This is a genomic window from Exiguobacterium sp. KRL4 (genome assembly GCF_001870785.1).
Taxonomy (GTDB): Bacteria; Bacillota; Bacilli; order Exiguobacteriales; family Exiguobacteriaceae; genus Exiguobacterium_A.
This window is the reverse complement of sequence record NZ_MOLV01000010.1, coordinates 61,858-79,850: the sequence shown is the minus strand read 5'-3', so window position 1 is coordinate 79,850 and position 17,993 is coordinate 61,858. Positions and strand designations below refer to the sequence as shown.

The following is a 17,993-nucleotide window of genomic DNA, read 5'->3' as shown; positions in this document are numbered from 1 at the left end:
CTATCTTAGAATAAACGGAATTCTTTAGGATTTCCACTAATTGTTACAGGGTACATGCTATGGTACGGTAAGAAAAAGGAGGGTTTTTGATGATAGACTCATTTTTTTCAATATGGTTGCCCTTGATCCTGCTGATCATCGTGTGGCAATCTGTTTCGCAACAACTCACAAAACTTCGCATGACCCAACAGCAAACACTACGTGAACTGACACGTCTTCAAGAACATCTCGGCATGACTGATGCCGCAAGCAGTCACAGCCTACTGAATGAACAGATTGAGCAACTTCTGTCTGATCATGAGACGGTGGAAGCGATTAAACTGGTTCGGGATACTCTCGGATATCCATTACTCGAAGCCAAACAATATGTCGATGCAATCAAAGAGGCACCGTCGGATAGGCGCTGAACGAATAACAGGCAAGTCTTCCGAGAGGAGGACTTGCCTGTCTTGATGTTTAACGGACCTTCTCCAGTCGCGCCGCTTGAATTTGATACACTTCGTCACACAGTAGATCGATGTCCTGCTGATGGTGACTGGTCAGGAAAATCGTCCGCCCTTCTTCTTTATACTGCACGAGTAATGTCCGGATCCGTTCGACACTATCCGTATCAAGGGCATTAAACGGTTCGTCGAGTAACAAGACCTGCTGATTTTCCATGATGGCTTGGGCAATCCCGAGTTTTTGTTTCATCCCAAGCGAATAGTGTTTGACCTTTTGCGTCAAATTCGGTGCCAGTCCGACTTGTTCCATCGCCCGGTGAATCGCCGCATCATCGATTTTATTTTGAATCCGGGCCAGTTCCTTTAAATTCGTGAATCCGTCCAGTTGACCGATGTAACCCGGTCGTTCGATCAAGATGCCGAAGTCTTTCGGAAAGCGGTGTTTCCCCGTCAAGGTTTGCCCGTCGACTGCAATCGTTCCCGCGTCCGGAAAGACAAACCCGCATAACATCTTGAATAACACCGACTTGCCGGACCCGTTGACACCGGTAATACCGTAAATCTTTCCCGGTCCGAACGAGACGTTCATGTCGTGAAACAGTTCATGCCCTTTATATTGTTTGCTGACGTTCTCTAATGTAATCATCATTTTGCCTCCTTAATGATTTGTTCGGACATGTTTTCGGAAAACGAGCTGGATGACGATATAAACGAAGAGGCTTGCTCCAACCAGTTGCAGACTGATTGCGTAAGCGGAATGGTCAAGCAGCTGAACCGTTCCATTTCGTCCAATCGGTATCCAGTCCTGTTGAACGAGCGGCAACAATGCGACCATTCCACCGCCAATCCAGTAAATGCCTTGGACGGTTTCCCGTGTCCAGTACAAGACGAGAAACAGAATCAGACCGTACACGATGAGTTGGAGTGTCCCGTTGATGATCGTCTGGTAAAGAATCGTCGCGAGATCAACCGACAAACCGTTCACCTGTGTCGTCCACTCGACGCCCTGTAAAAATGCAAACAGTGTCGCTAAACTGACGAGACCGATGACCGTCCCGGTTGCTGTCACTAAAAGCCGCGCCAATTGTTTCGAAAACCATCGATTCAACGACCGGTGCCGGATGATGTGATAAAGTCCTTGATCGATGACGTCCCGTTCATATCGTTGCGTCAGCAGGTAGGTATAGCCAAAAAATAAGACGGCATGATTCAAATATGCCTGCAGCGTGAAACCATCAGACCGGACGCCGCTGAATACAGTCAGTAAGTAATCACCATACGTTTGTCCCGATGGTTGAATGAGCAAAATCAACAGGCAACATACAATGTAAATACTGATTGCAACAAACTGCCGCGGGAAGCGGAACCGACGATCCAACAACACGACAACAGTTGTCAACAGAACAATACATCCCAGCCAGTAACTCAATTTTTGATTTCCCAGTACGTTCGGTAACGACAAGACCAGAAACAAATTGAGATAAAGACCTGACGTAAACGATAACAGCGTACCGATAAAGGAAATACTTGCAACGACATACACCAGTTTTACGCGTCTTGTCAGCACATACACCAGACCGAGCATCAGATAAATCAGCAAACCGCCGATAAATAAAAATCCAAGTTGCAGACAATGGGCAGTCAGCGGCGAAAAGTTAAGAAACACCGAGTCTTTTGGGATATAAAACACCTGTCCGGCCCGTGCCGCAAGACTCCAATTCGTTTCAGCCGGTGCCTGCAGTGCAAACAGGTATCCGACAATCGCATACACTAATAAGCCCATTCCCCACGATTTAGCGAACCGTCCGGTACTATGTATTAACGCACTCCGTGTATTCCGGAAGCGGATCAACCGGAAATCCGTTAAGTCCCTTTGTATTCGAACAATTGATAACAGGAGAACAAGCAACAAAATATCGTACATCAATAAATAGGTATTCATCGTCACTGCCGTCAGCAAATCCCATTGATTAAACACGATTCCTTTACTAAGCGCTTCCTGTTGATCTTGATACATCCAGATACCCGCAAAAAGCGTCACTTGAAGCCAACAAACCGCATAGACGATCCGACTCACAGTTCCCACTCCGTCCGCTTCACCCCTGTGATCATCAGTCCGATCAACATCAATCCAAGGACACTGAACGGAACAAATATCGTCCACAACGGCATCGCGATGATGTTAAACGGAAAAATCGTGCTGATGGGTGAAAATTGCGGGGCACTGAGCAGACCAGTCGCAAAATTCAACAAGTGATAAAACAAAAACGGAAGACCGACTGCCAGAAATAAATTCCCGGACAACACCAACAACAGGTATGCAATTGTTGCATATACCATCGCATTGAGTCCGATCCATCCCGCATAAGCGAGCATATACATCCCATCCGTCGTGAAGACTTGGGTGAACGTCGTCAATGATTCCGGACCCTGTTCATATGTCATCCAGTGCAAGCTCGGCTCTACGAACCGTAAAAACAGCATCCAGCCGAGCATCGTCACAAAAAAGACGGTAAACGTGATCAAGGCGTTGACGACTCCTTTGGCAATGAGATAGTCCTTTAGCGAAACACGGGTCCGCGCGTACCGGATGAACTGATGATCGATTTCACGGGCGACCGTTGGCAGGTACAGCACACAACAGAGTAACGGAAACGCGACGGCGATAATCGTTCCGGCAGATTCTTCGAACACCCCCTGCCACGTCAAGAATACGTATCCGGTCCGAACCTGGTTAAACTGTAACAGGATAATCAGCGGGAGCAGCAAAGCCATACATAACGTCCGACGTGTCATGCTTCGTTTTAATTCTGTCCAGATGATCGATTGCAACAGCTTCTCCTCCTTTGGTTATGGTCGTTTTTTTGTGACGAAATACAACAAGATGCTGAGGGCGGGAATCACGATCGACAAGACGGTCGTCGTTCGCGACAGCCGATCCGTCCGGTGCCGCTGAATGATGATCCAGATTGCAAACAAGACATGTGCCGCCGATAATCCGAGCAAGGCGAGCGTCAATCCGAGCACGACCGTGTCAATCACATCAAGTTCGACTTCCCATCCTTCATCTGGTGTACCGTTTGTAAGTGATGAAATGAACGGTCGAAAAACAGACGGTACATTATCTCCGTAACTCTGTTCGAGCGTCACCTGATTGTTCGACAAGCTGTATATCCGGGCTCCCGTGACCATCCACTCTTCTTCGACAACTGTTTTCAGCGGAGCCGAATCAGTGGTTTTCCATGCTTCTCCAAGTTGATAAGGAATGCCACGTTCAAAGGGACTCGAGATATCACGTGCTACAAAACCACTAATCCCCGCCAGTAAACTGAATATAAGTACAACAATCCCGGCACGCAAAATCTGTTTTGCAAACAACTTTTGGATCAGTTGTAATTCATGAATCAATGCCTGCGACTGTTCTTCACCACCAAACCGATTGATGGCGATTTTCATCGCTGCCTGTTCCGAGTACCCGTCAAACACCAACTCGGCGACGGTTTCCTCCAAGTGTTGCCGCGTTTCGTCTTTCAGCTCCTTCGTTTCCGGCAAATCCGGATCAGCCGAGCGGTAGAGCTGATTTACATACTCATCTATCATCGCGGTCCCCTCCTAAAAATTGATCCATCAATCGTTTGACGACCTGCCATTCCTGCCGTTTCGTCCGCAGTAACGCCCGTCCCTCATCCGTCAGATGATAATACTTGCGCCGTGCACCGCCAGCCGCTTCGTCACTCCAGTACGAGATGACGGCCGACTTCTTTTCCAGTCGCTTCAGTGACAGATAAAGCGTTCCTTCTTTTAACTCAAACGCATCCGCGCTTTTTTCCCGTACTTCTTTTGCGATTTCATACCCGTACCGGTCTTTGTCGACGAGTAACGCCAAAATCAAGGTGTCGATATGTCCTTTTAACAGCTCTTTATCAATTTCCATCTTCTCCCACCACCTCTTACATACAATGTAAAACAATGTACTCTATAATGCAAGGTACTTAATAAAAAAAGAATCGCTTCCGCTAAAAAGCGGAAACGATTTCTCAACTACGCATCAATCTCGTGCTGCCAAACGATACAACAGATCAAGCATTTCGATGTACAACCAGATGATCGTAACGATCAAACCGAACGCTGCGACCCATTCCATCGATTTTGGTGCCCGTGCCTGCACTTGTTGCGAGATGAAATCAAAGTCCATCACCAGTGACAGGGAGGCAACGATGACGATGACAAACTGAATGCCGATCGCAAGCGGCGAGCTGCCCGTCATGAACGGTAAGCTGATGCCGAACAACGTCAAGAGTAAGTTGACTCCGTACAAGACGAGGATCGACAGGATGGCTGCCGTGACGGCCGAACGGAATCGTTGCGTCACTTTAATCATACCGGTCGAATAGACGAACCACATCGCAAACGAGACGACGAAGGTCGCGAGGACCGCCTTACCGACTAACCCTGGATACATGCTTTCGAACATCAGTGAAATCGCGCCGACGGCGACCCCTTCGACAATTGCGTAGACCGGTGAAAGTACCGGAGCGGTCCGTGGTTTAAAGGTGATGATCAGGGCGAGAATCAATCCGAGGACAACTCCGCCAATCAATGCAGGAATTAAGAATTGCGGATTTGCGGCCAAGAAGAACCAGGTCCCGCCGGCTGCTGCCGTGACGAGGGCAAGTAAGAGGAAAATCTTACTCATCGTCCCTGCTTTTGTCATCGGCCGTTCGCCGGCACGCGCCGTCTCAAAACCACGGCGTAAGGCAGGGTTAACTTTAAATCGTGTTGCCATCTTGCGTTCACTCCTTCTATTTTATCTATTCCTATTACGTTTGTTTCCCGGAAAAGTTTCAGCTTAACCAACTATTTAAGGCATTCAGCTGAAACATGACGACGGGAATCGATTCCTTTGCCGAGACGAGGTGCGATGTCGCTTGTCCGACTTTGCCTGTCGTCACGAAGGACTCATGCGTCAACCCTTCACCGATCGGTCCAAACGGATCACTGTCGATCATCCGGTGACGGTACGTGATAAAGACCTCTTGACCGGCCTGATTGACTTTACAGCCCGACTCTTCATCCGGGCGGTCAATCCCATATTCGGCATAATGCCAAACGGTTGTCGCATCCCACGGTGAACCGAGATGAAGAATCTGACCGTCCGCTTCGATGAATTTCTCAAGCGGTGAACCCGGACCAAATCCATTTTCAATCGTATGTCCGGCAACGAATGCCGCTGCTTCGTTTCCCCACGCCGTGACCGACCACATCGGGTGGGCACTGCGTTTGACGTCCGGGAACGTCCGGAACAGTTCCGGAACTTTCCCGATGGCGCGTGTCGGTGTCTTCTTCGGATCGTACGCCGGCATTTCCTGACGGATCGTTTCCCACCAGTCTTCCGGTACGGCGGGACGACTCCAGTTTTTCGGGTCTGAATTATCGGTGCTTTGTGCCGCCATCATGATCAGACCGTCTGCTGTGACAACTTCTTGCAAGGCTTCAATGATCGATTGTGCACCGCCCGGGATCCAACCGATCTCCTTCATCGAGCTGTGGACGAACACTTTCATGCCCGCTGAGACACCAAGCTGTTTTAAATCTGTGATCAATTTTGATTTCGTGACCATCTGTTTCGCTTCCATTTTACACCCCTCACTCAACGACCAGTCGAATCGTCGATCCTGTTTTACCTTGCGTGACCTCAATTTTGGCATCGACCCGTGATTTCAGTTCCTGGACGTGGCTGATGATTCCGACCATCCGGCCGCTCGCCTGAATCGATAACAACGTTTCGATCGCCTGCTCAAGCGATTCCGGGTCGAGTGTACCGAATCCTTCATCGATGAACATCGTCTCAAGCGACACACCGCCGCTTGCTTCCTGCACGACTTCCGACAGACCAAGCGCCAAGGCGAGTGAGGCCTTGAAACTTTCTCCGCCGGACAACGTCTTGACGTGCCGCGTCTGCGACGTATAGGCATCAAAGACGTTTAAGTCGAGTCCGTATTTTTTCAATCCTTTACCGGCTTCCGTCTTCCGTTCAAGCAAGAAACGACCCGACGTCATCCCGTGCAGATGCCGGTTTGCGGCTTGCAGAATCTCGTCGAAGTAGGCGGTTTGGACATACGTCTCAAACGTCATCCGTTGCGCGTTTTCACCGACCCCGACCCGTGCCAGCTCACCGATGATGCCATAGCGTGTATCTTCCGCCTCAATTTGCTGCTGTAACGTCGACCAGGCATCGACCAATTGTTTGACGTGGAGCCGTTCTTTTTCGACGCCGATCCGCTGGTCCGTCGCTTCGGTCAGTTCGGCTTCCACCTGCTGGACAGACAGTCCGATCGTCGCTAAGTCCGGTCGGTCCTGCGCTTTTATGATCTGACGGATCCGCTCCAGTCCGCTCTCGACGTCCTGACGTTTCCGCCGGTCGGCTTCCAGTCGTTCCGCCAATTGCGCAATATCTTGCCGCGTCATCCGCGCCTGTTCAAACTGTTCGATCGTCGCAAACCGTTCTTCTTGCAGGCTACGCTCAAACAATTCTTTCGCTTCCGCCCACTTCGATGTACGCTCCGTCAAGTCTGTTTTGATGTGCTCCAACCGATCGCGCCGCACCGCGACGTCTTGATCCAGTTGTTGTTTCTGATTGTGGGCTCCCGTCCGTGCTTCTTCAAACGACGCTAACCGTTTGCTTAACGTCTGCTGTTCCGTCTCTAATTCACGGCGTGACGGAGCATCCGGATTCCGGGTCAACATGCCCTCGAGCCGGGCCAGTTCCAGCTGCAGCTTCGACTGACGATCCGACTCTTCCTCAATCTGACGGTCCAATCGTTCCAGTCCTGTCTCGATTGTGCGCAATTGTTGCTCGAGCTGTTGTTTTTGCTCCTGTTGCCGTTGCAATTCGGTTTCCTGAGCCTGCAAGGACTCGATCTCTGTCCGGATCGCCGTCAGATCAGTCGGAAGATCCTTCCCTTGACCAAGCGTCGTGATGTCGTGTTCGAGTTGTCGTTTTCGTTCCGCAACCGTCCGGTACGTCGCCTGCAGTTCCTGATGCGCCGTCTGGGCTTTTAAATAAACCTGATGTAAGGCTTCGACATCAAGTGGTTCCGCTTTAACCGCAAGTTGCGGATGCGTCGTACTTCCACAGACCGGGCAAGCGTCTCCGTCATGCAGGTGTGCTGCCAGTTCTGCGGCCAGTTGACGGCGTTCGTTTTGCCGCCCTGTCGTATAGGAAAGTTCCGCCTGCTCTTTTTCCTGTTTGACCCGCGTTCCCTGTTCGATCAACCGGAGCCGTTCCGCTTCATTTCGTTGCCATTCCTGCTGTTTTTGCTCAGCAGTCTGTAAGAGGAAACGCCGTTCCTGAATCGTCAGGCGGTTGCTCGATTCGTCCGTCATTACAGCGAGAGTTGTTTGAAGGGTCGTTCGTTCGCCGCGCGTCTGATCACGTTTCTTACGCAGGGCTTCCGGATTCAGCTCAGCAATCGCCCGGGTTAACTGCTGTTGTTGTGTTAACAGCTGTTCTTGATCCTGCAACCGCTGTAATTCTTCCTCGATTTGCTCCAGGCGGCGTGCTGCCTCACGCATTTCCGGTTCCTGCGCCGACAACCACTCGACATCTTGATTCACCTGATCAAGCCGATGCAACAACTGCTCCAGTTCTGCTGAGACATGTTGTTTCGTAGCCGTCAACTGCTGGACCGTCTGTTGTTCCGATTGGAACGTCTCGAAAACTCCACTGATTGCCGCCGCCCGCGTCGCCGCATCGTACCGTTCCGTCTGACGTTTCGTCTCCGGCAATGTCATTGCCAGTTGTTGTTCGAGTCGCAGCAACTGATCATACTCACGGAACATCTGTTCAAGTTGTTCCGCCTGACGCAAACGTTCTACCAGCTGTTGAACCGATTGACGGACAGTCTGTTCCACCGTTTTCGTCTGTTCGATCTTCTCATCAAGTGATATGAGTAACTGATCCGTCTGATGCCGGATTGTCGTTTCCGTCGCCTCTGCCCAGTTCAGCTCAAGCGGCAGTTCTTCAAGTTTCGACAACTGCTTCGTCTTCGTTTCTTTGATGGCTGCTGCGAGATCCAGCGCTTTGCGGTGCAAACGTTGTTGGAACTCACCATACTGTTCCGTCTTGAACAGTTGCTTCAAAATCTGGAGCTTGTCTTTTGACTCTGCCATCAACAGTTCCCGGAATTTATTTTGTGGCAACAATAAAATTTGCGAAAACTGTTTATGGTCGAGTTGCAATAACTCCTGGACCTGTTGGCGGATTTCTGGAATCTTTAAGGCGAGTGGTTTCCATGCTTCTCCATCGTGTCGTGCCAGTTCCGCTTCGTGTCCATAATCTGTCTTATTGACCGGGTGGGGTTGACTCGGTTGGCGGATAATCCGGTACCGCTCGCCTTTTAATAGGAATTCCAGTTCCACTTCCGTCTTTTGGTCCGGTTTCGCGAAATGACTGCGCAAATCGCTCATTTCCCGCTCGCCGCCGGACGTCTCCCCATATAAGGCAAACGTCAAGGCATCAAAGATCGTCGTTTTGCCGGCTCCGGTATTGCCGGAGATGACAAACATCGTTCGACCGGCGAGTTGACGGAAATCAATCGTCTCTTCGTCCGCAAAAGGTCCGAAGGCACGTAACGTTAATCGTTCTGGGCGCATGCTGCTTCCTCCTCTAAAACGGTCTGCATCGCATCCGTCGGTTGTTTTTCGCGGACGGCTTCATAAAATTCACTGAACAAATCCGTAATCGTCGCCGCCTGAACCTGATCACGGGAGGCTTGCACGGCGCGTGTACTTTCGCGTGTAAACCCGGTTCGCTCCAGATGTAAGATGTTCGGATAGATTTTTTTCAGTTTCCCCATCGGATCGATTAAGGCTTCCGCGTCCGTCAGGTTGATTTTGATGTAATCGTCCGTCGTTTGTGTCGCGACAAACGCCGGGTCCGTCAGTTCAGCAAGGTTCCCGGTCAGTTCCCGTAAATCCCGTTTGGCTGCCAACGGCTCGAACCGGCGATCAAATGTCCCCGCCTCATTGAGCGTCAGGATATCGACACCTTTAAGATGATTCGCTTCCGAAAACGAGTATTTCAGCAATGAGCCGCTGTAGCGGATTGTCTCCGACCGAATCGCCAGTGGATTATGCAAATGGCCAAGCGCCGTATACGTAAACGGTGCAAAGGCACTGGCACTGACTTGCCCGGCCGTTCCGACCGACAGTTGCCGTTCCGAGTCCGTTTCGAGTCCACCGATCACAAACGCATGACCGACGAGGACACTTGGTCCCTCGATCGGCATCGACTCGATGATTTTTCGCATCGCTTCATCGTGCGTCCGGATCGATTCATCTTGGTAGACATAACGTACAGTGGCAGGATCGGCGAACGGAACCGGATAGAACCGAACGCCTTGGATCGTGATCGGCTCGATTGAAGGCGTTAATTTTCCTGCCAGATGAAGCCCCGCCCGTTGTAACATCGTCGTTCCGAAACTGAGCCGTTCGGCCGAGTCATGATTGCCACTGATCGCGATGATCGGGATATTTCGTTCGAGGACGATCTCGGCAAAGATTTCGTCCAACAATTCGACCGCTTCCGTCGGCGGGACGGCACGGTCGTATAAATCACCGGCAATGACGACGGCATCTGGCTGTTCCCGATCAATCAGTTGTAACAATTTCTGCAGGACGAAACGTTGGTTTTCAAGCATCGATTCGCCATGAACTATTTTTCCTAAGTGCCAATCGGCAGTATGAATCCATTTCACCTGTATCACGCTCACTTTTCCTCTATAATATCCTTATTTTAGCATGACTTGGAACGGTTCTGCCGGACGATTCATTTCTTAAACGTCAGTCCTTGCTCCGCTAACGCTTGTTTGAGCTTCGGCATCGAAGAAGGACCGATGCCATGCCATTTTCGGACCTCTTGTTCCGAATGCGCCGCGAGGAGAACGATCGACGTGACACCATGCTCTGCCAGGGCTCGTTTCGCCGGCTGACCGAGCATGGAAAAGACCTCCTGCTGTTTTTTCTCCACACTGCTCTCCTCCTTTTACTGGATACGACAAAAAACCGTCACCCTATTGAGTAAGGTGACGGTCTTTCGTGATTCTGCTGACAGTTAATCATTAGTGAGTCTGACGCTTTTGACGAAATCGCTTCACCGAGGTGAAGATCGACACGGATCCTCCAATGATTGCACCGACGACAATCCCGGTCGTGAATTTCCCACCGGCATGTTTCGCAGCACCTGATACACTTTTTGTTATATGCTCTTCCTGTTTCTGCTCGAATAACTGTTGGAGAGGGGAGGATGTAGGCTCGACTTCGACGATCCGGTCAACTTCTTGCTGACGGTCTTCCCGACGTTCGACGCTGCAAGGTGACAGATAAAATGGATTCAGATTCGTCCGATACCGGTCTGGATTCCAATTCGCTTGCTGAACAGCATCAGCTGTATGGTCTGTCCGCTTCGTCTGATCCAATGACTGGATCGATTGATCGAATTCTTGTTTCATCGTAATCACTCCTCTTCACAATTCAAATCGTTCCAAATAAAGCTCCGACTTACGTCTGAAGTCTTATTTACCTCTTTTTCAAACATCTAAAACATGTATTCAAAAAATTATTTTACTTTTTTGTGAACGCTTTCGTAAAATACGTCTCGTATACATGCTTCGCCTGTTCAACATCCGGTTCCCCATGAATCAAGATCCGCCCGTCTGCAAAGGCAACAATCCGGTTCTGTTCCGTTTCGAACATCAGTAAATACGGGTTTCGTTGACTTTTAATCCCGCGTGCCACCATCTCGTTTTCAAGCCGGACCAAATCTCTTTTTCCTTCTCCCCGGACTTGAACGGTATCCCGACCGCACAACGTCACGAATTGGAGTGGCGTTCCGTTGAGATAAGGATAGACGGCAGCGTCACCGCACGAAGGACATGCCGTTTGCTTTAAGGACGTGACATCGATCTGGCTCTGCTGATTCGTCCAAAGATCAAACGACAGCAACGTCTGACGTAGTGCCGGTTTCGCACCCGTCAACAGTTTCAATGCTTCCGTCACTTGATGCGAGGCGACCAGTTGGACGGCCGGACTGATGATGCCCCGAGTATCACACGTATCCTGTTGCTGCGGCAGGTGATTCAGCAAACAATGCAGACAAGGCGTTTCCTTCGGCAAAACGGTGTATGTCATGCCGTAACTGGCGACACATGCCCCGTAAATCCAGGGAATTCCCTGTTGCGCCGCTACATCATTGATCAGCATCCGGATCGCGAAATTGTCTGTCGCATCCATGATCAGATCGGCCTGCGCAACGAGTCGATCAATGTTCGTTGCCGTCACGTCTTCCACAATCGCTTCAATCGTCACGGTCGAGTTGATGTCGCGAAGCCGTTGCTTGGCTGCGACCGCTTTCGGGAGCCGTTCCCGGGCATCCCGTTCCGTGTACAATTGTTGCCGTTGGAGATTACTCCACTCGACGTAATCGCGGTCGATCAGGATCACCTGTCCGACACCTGCCCGGACGAGCTGTTCCGCACTGGCTGTCCCGAGCGCACCGAGACCGATGATGACGACGCGGCGCTCGGCCAGTTGATTTTGTCCGCCTTGGCCGATCGGACGAAAGCGGATTTGTCGGCTGTAGCGGTCTGTCATGGGCGGCTGATTCCGGTCGTCGGACTGCTTGCCGTCGCATACCGTTTTTTCTCGATCCGCCCCGCTTCAAAACCAAGACGCCCGGCTTCGATTGCCAGTTTCATCGCTTGCGCCATTTTGACAGGATCGTTAGCATGGGCGACCGCAGAATTCAACAAGACACCATCGGCACCCAGCTCCATCGCGTAAGCCGCATCGGCCGGTGAACCAATTCCCGCGTCGATGATGACCGGGACCGTCATCTGTTCGATGATGAAACTGAGCGCGAGCGGGTTCAGAATTCCCTGTCCCGAACCAATCGGTGACGCTGCCGGCATGATGGCGTGACAGCCCAGTTCCTCGAGCCGACGGGCGAGCAGTAAATCATCTGACGTATACGGCAAGACGATGAAACCGTCTTTGATCAATTCTTCTGCCGCCCGTAAGGTTTCAATCGGGTCCGGCAATAACGTCTTGTCGCAACCGATCACCTCGACCTTGACCATGTCACACATGCCGGATGCCCGGGCGAGCCTTGCCAGCCGGACGGCTTCTTCCGCCGTTTTTGCGCCCGCCGTGTTCGGCAACAGGTCATAGCGACTTAATTCGAGTGCCGCAAGTGGATTCGTCTGTTCCTTCGCAAAGACGTCAAAACGCCGGACGGAAAACGTTAAAATGTTCGTTTCCGATGCTTCGACCGCTTGTTGTTGCGTCTCAGCGTCCGGATATTTTCCCGTTCCGAGTAATAATCGTGATGCAAATGTTTTTCCGCCAATTTTTAACATGTTACCCGCCTCCTACAAAATGAACGATTTCAACGACATCACCGGGTTGGACGTTCGTGTCCGTATACCGGAACCGGTCAATGATTTGATGATTTTGTTCGATGATGACGACCTCTTCATCGATATTCAACTGCTGAATCAAGTCATGTAGCGTCTTCGTATGTTCCGCCAGTGGATAGGCTTTCCCATTCAATCGGATTTGCATGTATTCTCCTCCTCGTGTCGTCTGCAACAAAACGCCTCCAGCGTAACTTCCGGTTTTCGGTTCATGACACAATCGGCGAGGACTTGCGCTGTCACCGGAGCGAGCAGGATGCCGTGCCGGTGATGTCCCGTCGCGACCGACAAGCCGTCGACCCCTTTGACCCGTCCGAGATACGGTAACCCGTCGCGTGTCTGTGGCCGGACTCCGGACCAGATGTCGATCAATGCCGCGTCACGGATCGCCGGATACACCTCGATTGCTGCCGCTAACAGTTCCGAGACACTACCCGCGTTGACCGTCGTCGATTCCTCACCAACGTGTTCCGTTGCGCCGATGATGATCCGTCCGTCTGCTTTCGGGACGAGATACACCGTCTCATGAAACAAGGTCTGCTCAAGTCGACCGGTTGTGAGACGGACAGACAGGCACTCGCCTTTGACCGGAAGCGTGTCGATCGGAATCCCGATCGTTTGCAACAACGGTTCCGATCCTCGTCCGCTAGCGATGACGACCTGCCGACCAACTTGTGGTCCCCGGCTTGTCTCCACCCCGGTTACCGTATGTTTGTCCCGCAAAAGACGCAAGACAGTCATCTGTTCTTCAATCACTCCGCCCCGCTGGTCAATCGCTTGCCGTAACGCGCGGACGAGCAATCGGGGATCGATTTGGCCGACCCGTTCAAATTGCACGGTTTGATCCTTCTGTCGCAACTGAAACGGCAGTTCGAGATAGCCGCTCGTCAAACCGGTCTCGTCAAACAACTGGCGGACAAGTTTCGGATAAAGCGCGCGACTCACTGCCGCTAACGCATGTAACGGTTCCGACAGTTCTTCGTCCGTCGCGAGCATCCCCGCTGCCGCCCGTGTCGCACCTTGTCCGACAGCCGACTGATCGAGCACGTGAACACGTTGTCCCCGCTGCAACAATTCATATCCGAGCGTCAAGCCGATGATTCCGGCGCCAATGATCAAGACGTCTGGTTGTGTCATCCGTCAACCACCGCCCTGTACTGTTTGGCTGACTTTACGGGTTCCGCCTGTCCAAGAATCCCGGACAAAACAGCGACTCCGGCACAGCCTGTCGTCAAGACATCCGAAACACGGCTGGATGCGATTCCACCAAGGGCGATGACAGGAACCGACGTCCAGTCGACGACTTGCGCCAAGGCATCCAGTCCCCGTGGTGGAAGAGCAGCTTTCGACGCGGTCGCATAGATATGCCCATACATGACATAGTCCGCACCTGCTTGTTCCGCCGCCATCGCCTCCGTTAAGGAATGGACCGATTGACCGATCCGAATGTCCGGAAAACGGGACCGGACACGGTCGACCGGGATGCTGTGTTGTGTCAGATGAATCGTCGTTCCCGTCACAAGTGCTGCGTCGAGCCTGTCATGCACGATAAGTTGATCGACACGGACACCGCATCCCTGTAACGTTTCGATACACGCGACGAGTTCCCGGACCGACCACATCGGCTCCCGCAGGTGAATCCGGTCGACGTCTGAAGCAAGCACGGGGATGACCCGTTCAAGCCATGACCGTGGTTGTTGTCCGGTCGTCAAGATATGTAAGTTCGCCATCTTCTACTCCTTTCCACACGAAAAAGGACCACCCCATGAACTGATGGAGTGGTCCTACAAAAAAGGCGACGGTTGTCGTTACCTCGATAGATGATCGGAAACCACTTCCCTCCGCTAGTACGAACTAGATCAGGTTCAAAGGGTCCGGATACTTCCGTCTCAGTCTGCTGCGAGACTCCCCTAGTGTAGATATTAATTTGTGTGGTACGTCTGTAGTTTACCACGGGTGGTTCCGTCTATTCCACCCTTGATTAGCGTCGCATGTCCGATTCGACCGCTTTGACCCGTTCGATCAACCGTTCATATTCGTCGACGCGCTTCGTTTGCGACAAGTCATATGTTTCTTTTAAGCGTAAGACCCGCCCGACTTTCTGATCGAGATCCGGTACCGACAGTTTTCCTTGTTTAATCCGTTCCATGATTTCCTGGTGGACGGACGCGTACGCACCCGGTGAGGAGAACATCGCCATGTCGGCACCGCTTTCAAGCGCAAGACTTGCCGCCTGGGCAAGTCCGTACCGGTCAGTAATCGCTCCCATCACAAGGTCATCCGTGATGATGATACCGTCAAATTTCAGTTCATCCCGTAACACACCGGTCATGACACGTTTTGACAACGAGGACGGACGGTTTTTGTCGAGCGCCGGGAACAGGATGTGCGCAACCATGACCATTTCTGCCCCTTCCTGAATCGCCCGTTTGAACGGTACCAGTTCCGTCTGTTCGAGTTCCGCTTTCGAAGCATCGACCCGCGGCAGACCAACATGCGAATCGACGGTCGTATCCCCGTGACCCGGAAAATGTTTGACGACCGGGACAACATCTTCCGACTTCATCCCCTGCATTAATGGCACTCCGAGGCGGGCGACTTGTTCCGGGTCCGCACTGAGGGCTCGGTCACCGATGATCGGGTTCGCCGGATTACTGTTGACGTCAAGAACAGGGGCGAAATCCATGTTAAAGCCGTAAAAACGGGAAATCGAACCAAGCGTCTGTCCGACTTCCTTCATCAATTCGGGATCATTTTTATGACCAAACGCCAGGCTCGGTGATAACTTGAGTTTGACGTCCGGAACCCGGCTGACGCGCCCGCCCTCCTCATCAAAGCCAAGGAACGCTTTTGAATCAGCCGGTTGGGCTTCAGTAATCGCTGTCGTAAAGGTCTTCAGTTGTTCGGTCGATATGATGTTACCACCGAGTAACAGCACACCACCGAGCGCATGGTCCTGTAGTAGCTGACGATCGGCTGGTGTTAAAGACGTTCCCGTCACACCGATGTAGAGCAGCTGATCGACTTTTTCCGCCGTCGACATGTTCGAAACGGTTTGCTTGAGTTGTTTCTCTGCCCGTTCAGCAGCAGAGGGTCGATCCGGCTGCGGCGGTTTCGTTTTCTTCGCCGGCTTCGGTTGCGGCTCGACCGGCTGTGTCGGTTCATCGGCGCAACCGGCGAGCAGGACGCTTGCTAACAGAACAGGGACAATCCGCTTCAAATCGGTTCCTCGTTCCGGACACCATTGATGGAATAATAGACTTCAATTTCCGCATTTAAGGATTGGGACACGGAGCAGTATTTGTCTTTTGACAACGAAATGGCACGACGGACCTTGTCTTCCGGTAAATCGCCTTCGAGTCGGTAATGGATCGAGATCGTCGTGAAACGGCGGGGATGGTCGTCCGCCCGTTCCCCCTCGATGTCCATTTCAAATGAAGTCAGCGTCAAGCGCATTTTTTCTAAAATCGAGACGATATCGATTCCGGTGCAGCCAGCGACGGCGTGAAGTAACAACTCCGTCGGGCGCGGAGCTTGATTGTCGCCTCCGTTGTCCGGTGCCGCATCCATCGCCAGGTGATGCCCGGATTCGGTCTCACCGCTAAAGCCCATCTTCTGATTCCAAGTGACTGTTGCTTGCATGTTCCGTCACGTCCTTTACTCGTTTTTTAGTTGTCTTTACTTCTTCAGTATACCCGAATATTCAGCAAGTGAAATTGACATGCTATTCGCAATAATTCTTCTTTTTCACCGTCCTCTAAATCCGGTTTCCGACCGGTGCAAATCATGCTATTCTGATAAACGATAGTTTTTTTGCGCATAGGCGCCAGAAGTGAGGAATGTATATGTCATCATCATCGACTCGTTTGAGTCAAGCCGACTGGCTGTTGATCGCAACGTTATCCATGTTGACCTTTGTCCTGGGAACAAGCGAATTCGTCATCGTCGGTATTTTATCCGAAATCGCGGACGGTCTGAACATCACGATCGCGAAAGCCGGAACGCTCGTCTCCGCCTTTGCGATTGCCTTCGCGATCGGAACACCGATTACGATGTCCTTAACCGGACATCTCGAGCGGCGGAAATTAATGCTCAGTCTGATTTTCGTCTGGATTTTGCTGAATGTCTGCAGCGGGATCGCACCGAACTATGAACTATTACTGTTGACACGGATCGTGACGGCTGTCTTAACAGGCGTCCTGATTTCACTTGCAATGGTCGTCGCAAGCGACAGTGTCCCAATCGCAAAACGCGGTGTCGCCGTTTCATTCATCTTCGGCGGATTTACGATGGCAAACGTCCTCGGTGTTCCAATTGGTACCTTCATTGGTCAGCATGCCGGCTTCGCCGCAACATTTTGGCTGACGAGCGGCCTTGGTGTCATTGCGTTGATCGGTGTCTTCAAAGTCGTCCCGGTCCAACGATCGACAACGACCAGCTCGATCCGTGACCAACTCAGCTTACTCGCCAATCCACGAATCATGATTGCTTTTTTCATCCCGTCGTTCGGATTCGGTGCGACGTACGTCGTCTATACGTATCTCGTTCCCGTTCTGGAGTTGGAGTTGAAATTGCCGTCGACGTGGATCAGTCCGATTTTGCTCGCGTATGGTGTCGTCTCGATCTTCAGTAACATCTTAGCGGGGAAAATCGCCAGCCGGAATCCGATCGGTCGATTGCGGTTCGTCTTTATCGTCCAGGCGATCGTTCTTGCCGCACTCTACGTGACGACGGCATCCGTCTCACTGGGTCTGATCAACATTGCCTTGATGTCGCTGATGTCGATCTTACTGACGACATCGACGCAAATTTATCTGATTGATTTAGCCGAAAAGTTCAATCCGGAAGCAAAAGGACTGGCCGCGTCCTTGATGCCCGTCGCAAGCAATGTCGGGATTGCCTTCGGTTCTGCCCTCGGCGGACTGGTCTATGCAAACGGTCCGATCATGAATATCGCCCTCGTTGGTGGTGCCGTTGCCTTACTCGCAGCCGCTTTGACGGCTGTCAGTCATCGGCTCGATCAGCGGGCGTAACCGCAAAAAAGGCTCCTGTTCCAGTTGTGTTCTCAAAATGAGGC

20 protein-coding genes and 1 riboswitch are annotated in these 17,993 nt (G+C 51.7%); of the genes, 2 read left to right on the top strand and 18 right to left on the bottom strand.

Annotation, left to right across the window (positions count from 1 at the left end):
• The first annotated feature begins 89 nt into the window (after window positions 1-89).
• Window positions 90-407, top strand: coding sequence for a hypothetical protein (locus BLD48_RS08310; protein ID WP_236629971.1), 318 nt, complete (start codon window positions 90-92; stop codon window positions 405-407).
• A gap of 49 nt (window positions 408-456) precedes the next feature.
• On the opposite strand, the gene BLD48_RS08305 is transcribed toward BLD48_RS08310, so the two are convergent.
• From BLD48_RS08305 to BLD48_RS08220, 18 genes are all read right to left on the bottom strand, one after another.
• The gene (locus BLD48_RS08305; protein WP_236629970.1) at window positions 457-1,089 is read right to left on the bottom strand and encodes an ABC transporter ATP-binding protein; all 633 of its coding nucleotides are present in this window, start codon (window positions 1,087-1,089) and stop codon (window positions 457-459) included.
• Window positions 1,090-1,101: 12 nt separating this feature from the next.
• Window positions 1,102-2,520, bottom strand: coding sequence for a hypothetical protein (locus BLD48_RS08300; RefSeq protein WP_071499799.1), 1,419 nt, complete (start codon window positions 2,518-2,520; stop codon window positions 1,102-1,104).
• Window positions 2,517-3,275: a hypothetical protein gene (locus BLD48_RS08295; protein WP_083412276.1), complete on the bottom strand. Its 759-nt coding sequence runs from the start codon at window positions 3,273-3,275 to the stop codon at window positions 2,517-2,519. The genes BLD48_RS08300 and BLD48_RS08295 overlap by 4 nt, the downstream gene beginning before the upstream one ends.
• Before the next feature lie 18 nt (window positions 3,276-3,293).
• Window positions 3,294-4,043 (bottom strand): permease prefix domain 1-containing protein, encoded by a 750-nt coding sequence (locus tag BLD48_RS08290; RefSeq protein ID WP_071499797.1) that lies wholly within the window; start codon window positions 4,041-4,043, stop codon window positions 3,294-3,296.
• The gene (locus tag BLD48_RS08285) at window positions 4,033-4,377 is read right to left on the bottom strand and encodes a PadR family transcriptional regulator (RefSeq protein WP_071499796.1); all 345 of its coding nucleotides are present in this window, start codon (window positions 4,375-4,377) and stop codon (window positions 4,033-4,035) included. The genes BLD48_RS08290 and BLD48_RS08285 overlap by 11 nt, the downstream gene beginning before the upstream one ends.
• 114 nt (window positions 4,378-4,491) lie before the next feature.
• Entirely contained in the window at window positions 4,492-5,229 is a 738-nt protein-coding gene (locus BLD48_RS08280; protein ID WP_028106556.1) for a Bax inhibitor-1/YccA family protein, read from the bottom strand.
• Between the two features lie 58 nt (window positions 5,230-5,287).
• Complete coding sequence (locus tag BLD48_RS08275; RefSeq protein ID WP_083412275.1) at window positions 5,288-6,079, bottom strand: AAC(3) family N-acetyltransferase; 792 nt, start codon at window positions 6,077-6,079, stop codon at window positions 5,288-5,290.
• 10 nt (window positions 6,080-6,089) lie between these two features.
• On the bottom strand, window positions 6,090-9,098 hold the full coding sequence (locus tag BLD48_RS08270) for an AAA family ATPase (protein WP_071499794.1): 3,009 nt from the start codon (window positions 9,096-9,098) through the stop codon (window positions 6,090-6,092).
• Window positions 9,080-10,201 carry an exonuclease SbcCD subunit D gene (locus tag BLD48_RS08265; RefSeq protein ID WP_071499850.1) on the bottom strand — a complete coding sequence of 374 codons (1,122 nt, stop codon included), beginning with the start codon at window positions 10,199-10,201 and terminating at the stop codon, window positions 9,080-9,082. The genes BLD48_RS08270 and BLD48_RS08265 overlap by 19 nt, the downstream gene beginning before the upstream one ends.
• A gap of 71 nt (window positions 10,202-10,272) precedes the next feature.
• The gene (locus BLD48_RS08260; protein ID WP_071499793.1) at window positions 10,273-10,473 is read right to left on the bottom strand and encodes a helix-hairpin-helix domain-containing protein; all 201 of its coding nucleotides are present in this window, start codon (window positions 10,471-10,473) and stop codon (window positions 10,273-10,275) included.
• 91 nt (window positions 10,474-10,564) lie between these two features.
• The gene (locus tag BLD48_RS08255) at window positions 10,565-10,954 is read right to left on the bottom strand and encodes a hypothetical protein (RefSeq protein WP_071499792.1); all 390 of its coding nucleotides are present in this window, start codon (window positions 10,952-10,954) and stop codon (window positions 10,565-10,567) included.
• A 112-nt stretch (window positions 10,955-11,066) separates the two neighbouring features.
• A complete protein-coding gene (locus tag BLD48_RS08250; RefSeq protein ID WP_071499791.1) occupies window positions 11,067-12,095 on the bottom strand; it encodes a ThiF family adenylyltransferase in 1,029 nt (342 codons plus the stop codon).
• Window positions 12,092-12,859: a thiazole synthase gene (locus BLD48_RS08245; RefSeq protein WP_071499790.1), complete on the bottom strand. Its 768-nt coding sequence runs from the start codon at window positions 12,857-12,859 to the stop codon at window positions 12,092-12,094. Before BLD48_RS08245 ends, BLD48_RS08250 begins: the two co-directional genes overlap by 4 nt.
• Window position 12,860: 1 nt before the next feature.
• The gene (thiS, locus tag BLD48_RS08240; RefSeq protein WP_071499789.1) at window positions 12,861-13,064 is read right to left on the bottom strand and encodes a sulfur carrier protein ThiS; all 204 of its coding nucleotides are present in this window, start codon (window positions 13,062-13,064) and stop codon (window positions 12,861-12,863) included.
• On the bottom strand, window positions 13,049-14,053 hold the full coding sequence (locus tag BLD48_RS08235) for an NAD(P)/FAD-dependent oxidoreductase (protein WP_071499788.1): 1,005 nt from the start codon (window positions 14,051-14,053) through the stop codon (window positions 13,049-13,051). Before BLD48_RS08235 ends, thiS begins: the two co-directional genes overlap by 16 nt.
• Window positions 14,050-14,646: a thiamine phosphate synthase gene (locus BLD48_RS08230; RefSeq protein WP_071499787.1), complete on the bottom strand. Its 597-nt coding sequence runs from the start codon at window positions 14,644-14,646 to the stop codon at window positions 14,050-14,052. Before BLD48_RS08230 ends, BLD48_RS08235 begins: the two co-directional genes overlap by 4 nt.
• An 89-nt stretch (window positions 14,647-14,735) precedes the next feature.
• Window positions 14,736-14,838, bottom strand: a riboswitch (TPP riboswitch).
• 59 nt (window positions 14,839-14,897) lie between these two features.
• Window positions 14,898-16,136: a beta-N-acetylhexosaminidase gene (gene nagZ / locus BLD48_RS08225; RefSeq protein WP_071499786.1), complete on the bottom strand. Its 1,239-nt coding sequence runs from the start codon at window positions 16,134-16,136 to the stop codon at window positions 14,898-14,900.
• Window positions 16,133-16,558: an OsmC family protein gene (locus BLD48_RS08220; protein ID WP_071499785.1), complete on the bottom strand. Its 426-nt coding sequence runs from the start codon at window positions 16,556-16,558 to the stop codon at window positions 16,133-16,135. The genes nagZ and BLD48_RS08220 overlap by 4 nt, the downstream gene beginning before the upstream one ends.
• Before the next feature lie 197 nt (window positions 16,559-16,755).
• Here BLD48_RS08220 and BLD48_RS08215 point away from each other — a divergent pair, with 197 nt between their 5' ends.
• On the top strand, window positions 16,756-17,949 hold the full coding sequence (locus BLD48_RS08215) for an MFS transporter (RefSeq protein ID WP_083412274.1): 1,194 nt from the start codon (window positions 16,756-16,758) through the stop codon (window positions 17,947-17,949).
• The last annotated feature ends 44 nt before the right edge of the window (window positions 17,950-17,993 follow it).